Annotated in this window: 3 protein-coding genes and 1 pseudogene; 3 read left to right on the forward strand and 1 reads right to left on the reverse strand. The window is 44.3% G+C overall.

Annotated features, from left to right (window positions below; all coding sequences use genetic code 11):
* From Q0668_RS23735 to Q0668_RS23745, 3 genes and pseudogenes are all read left to right on the forward strand, one after another.
* Positions 1-553 (forward strand): annotated as a pseudogene (locus Q0668_RS23735) (hypothetical protein); the annotation flags it as partial.
* Positions 554-711: 158 nt separating this feature from the next.
* Complete coding sequence (locus Q0668_RS23740; protein ID WP_298869030.1) at positions 712-1,173, forward strand: hypothetical protein; 462 nt, start codon at positions 712-714, stop codon at positions 1,171-1,173.
* A 223-nt stretch (positions 1,174-1,396) separates the two neighbouring features.
* Entirely contained in the window at positions 1,397-2,377 is a 981-nt protein-coding gene (locus Q0668_RS23745) for an aldo/keto reductase (protein WP_298869031.1), read from the forward strand.
* A gap of 40 nt (positions 2,378-2,417) precedes the next feature.
* On the opposite strand, the gene Q0668_RS23750 is transcribed toward Q0668_RS23745, so the two are convergent.
* Positions 2,418-2,941, reverse strand: a 524-nt coding sequence (locus Q0668_RS23750; RefSeq protein WP_298869032.1) for a DUF1559 domain-containing protein, incomplete at its 5' end; no start/stop codon positions are given.

A 2,941-nucleotide genomic window follows, 5' to 3' on the forward strand; every position in this document is an offset into this window, starting at 1 on the left:
CCGGATCAACCAAATTCGTGCTGAAATTATGACGAAGTTCATGCAGCGTGTGCGCGCAAAACTGGATCAGCTCGGAAAAAAACGCGGGCGAGAATTCACATTATCCGTCTGGGTCTGGCCTCATGCGCAAAAGGTCTGGTTGGGAGGTCGCCCCCTTGATGAAGGACTGGATGTGCAGGAATGGATCAAACAGGGACTGTTGCAAAGTGTAATTTGTCAGGAAGGCATTGATCCATCATATATCGAATTGGGTAAAAAACATGGCTGTGAGTTCGTATTATTTACCGGTTATCGTGGCGAAAAGGCGATGTCTCCTGCCACAGTTTTAACGGCGACACAAAAAGACGTAAAAGCATTTGCCTGGTGGGATATTGATGTTGTTCAGCACAGCCCAGCCACTTGGCACTGGCTTCGATCGATTGGCGATCCGGAACAGCTCAAAAAATATAAAGAGAACCCGGATCTCATAAAACGCAAGCTAATTCTCCTACGTGAATTGAATGGCTACCGGGTGGATAAGGGACTGGCGGATGCTGTTTATTCTGGTGGTTAATCTTGTCATCACGACTGGAATTATTACTACTGCGAAATACACGAAAAGAAAATTAGGCCACATCTCTTAACTTACTATAAATTTTGTTTTTGTCTTACGAGTACTAGTCTTTTAATAGACGAAATTGATACTCAACCGATTCAAAACAGGAGTTACGTATGAACAGAACATTATTATTGATTAGCCTGACGATGTTGTCTCTCATAATGAATGGGGAGGTTCCACTCGTAGCCGACGATAACATTGCTCAGAAAACGACAAAAAATATTCAAGGTAGATGGGGCAGCATTTGGTCAAATATGGATTCATGTAAAATGGACAAAAAACAGTATTTTCAATTTGCAGGAGATCAGGTTCACATCACCTTTAAGGAAGATGTTGAACCATTCAAAGCACAATTCAAATTAATCCCATCTGCCGAATCAGGCAATGGAGGTGTCAATTTTAGATATCCTTCAATTCCAGATATAAGCAAAGGTCTTTACGTACTCAAAGGAGACACCCTCATGCTTTTTATCCCCGATGCAGGAGAACCTCGCCCGAGAGAGATCAGCGCCTATTTAAAATTAGACGAGAATATTCGCTTTTTGGTTCTTGTACGAGAAAAACCAACGAAGTAATACATCACCTTTTTATCGATATCTAGACATTTCCAGTTTTGGTATCAAATAGTGCGATACTTTTAACTCTAAAAAAAGCTAAGTCTGCTCTGTTGATAAACTGGTATTGAGCTTCCGGATCAAGATCAATCGTGTGTTTGCCGTACACTCTCAAAACGGTGGTGTCAGATTTCCATCATGATGCGGTATGGCATTTTTGAGTGTTTGAAACGAAATTACGGATATGAATTATAGAAGGCTGGGGAAAACTAATTTAGAAGTTTCAGAAATCGCCGTTGGTTGTTCGGGGTATTGGGGCCATCAGAGATTTCCTGAAAAAAAAGCAGAAGCAGTCATCTGCGAAGCCTTTGAACGGGGGGTTAACTTTTTTGATACGGGTCATAATTATTGCCACTTTAATGCAGAGCCGCGCCTGGGGCGGATTCTAAAAAAGATTCTATCCGGGCATGACAGGTCTCAGCTGATTATTTCAACCAAAGCGGGCACCGTAATACCCTCCGCTCCCCTGTTCTCGAAACGAAAAACGGTTTCCAAGGATTTCTCGCCAGACTATATCGAAAAAACATGCGCGAAATCAATTCGTAATTTGAACTGTGATTACCTGGACATCTTCCAACTGCATGGGATTAGAGAATCACAAATCACGCCGGCACTGATTGAACGATTATTATCCATGAAAGCAAAGGGAATGTTTCGCTATCTCGGAGTCAATACTCACTCAGAAAGCGACATGTTGTACATCGCAAAAAATCCGGAAATCTTTGATATGGTCTTACTTGATTATAATGTCCTTCAGCTGGATCGTGAGCCTGTGATTCAGGAATTAAATCAGGCAGGCATCGGCGTTGTCGCTGGCACCGTACTTGCGCAGGGCCATCTGGTTCAAGGAAAAATTGGCTCACTGAAAAGTAGGGCCGATATCTGGTATTTAGCGAGAGCAATCATCAAACCGACGGGACGTCGATTATCCAGGAACGCAAAGAAAATGCGGGAAGCACTCTCATCAGCAAAGAGCATGACCGCCGCTCAAGCTGCGTTTCGTTATATTTTAGAAAATCAAGGAATCGCAAGTTGCGTGTTCGGCACGACGAACGTTTCCAATTTATTGGAAATCATTGAAGCCACAAATAAAACTCTGGATGATAATTGCAAAACATCAATTCAAAAAGCATTTCATGAGCTTCCAGAAAAAATCAGTGTGTAGTCGTGTAAACAGAACGCCAACCTGCGTTGGTCATGAACCATTAAAAAAATGGTGCCGGATTTCCATCATTGTGCTGGATGGCATTCTTGAGCGTTTGAGCCGGAATTCCAGCAGGAATTGATCTAAGGGAACCGTCGGCAAGAGCACACGGAAATGAACCACTGGCAGACTGCCCGAGTGAGCTAATCGGGTTGCCCGCATCTAAAGGAAGATCAACCGGTTGCGTCCAGGGCACTGCTTTGTTCGCCCCCGCTTGTACAAAGAGAATGGTATTACTGGAGCCGTCCGTAAAATTCCGCAGTCGAGGACCTTGACCACCGGTGAAGGGCGTTCCCTTTCCGGAAAATGTCATGATCGATGTATACCCGGGTTGTGCGACCCCATCACACTGGTAAATCGCCGGCATCTTTTCCAGGAGGGCACTGTTCTGCGGACTGTCCCAAGATTCTTTCAGGTTGAATTGTTTGTAAAGCTCTGCCTGACCCAGAAAGGGAAGCATATGCACACGCCAGCTTAACAGCGGTTTACCATCGACCAGATGCACGTCTCCCGGAGGGAAACGCG

The organism is uncultured Gimesia sp., assembly GCF_937910335.1.
Classification (GTDB): Bacteria; Planctomycetota; Planctomycetia; order Planctomycetales; family Planctomycetaceae; genus Gimesia.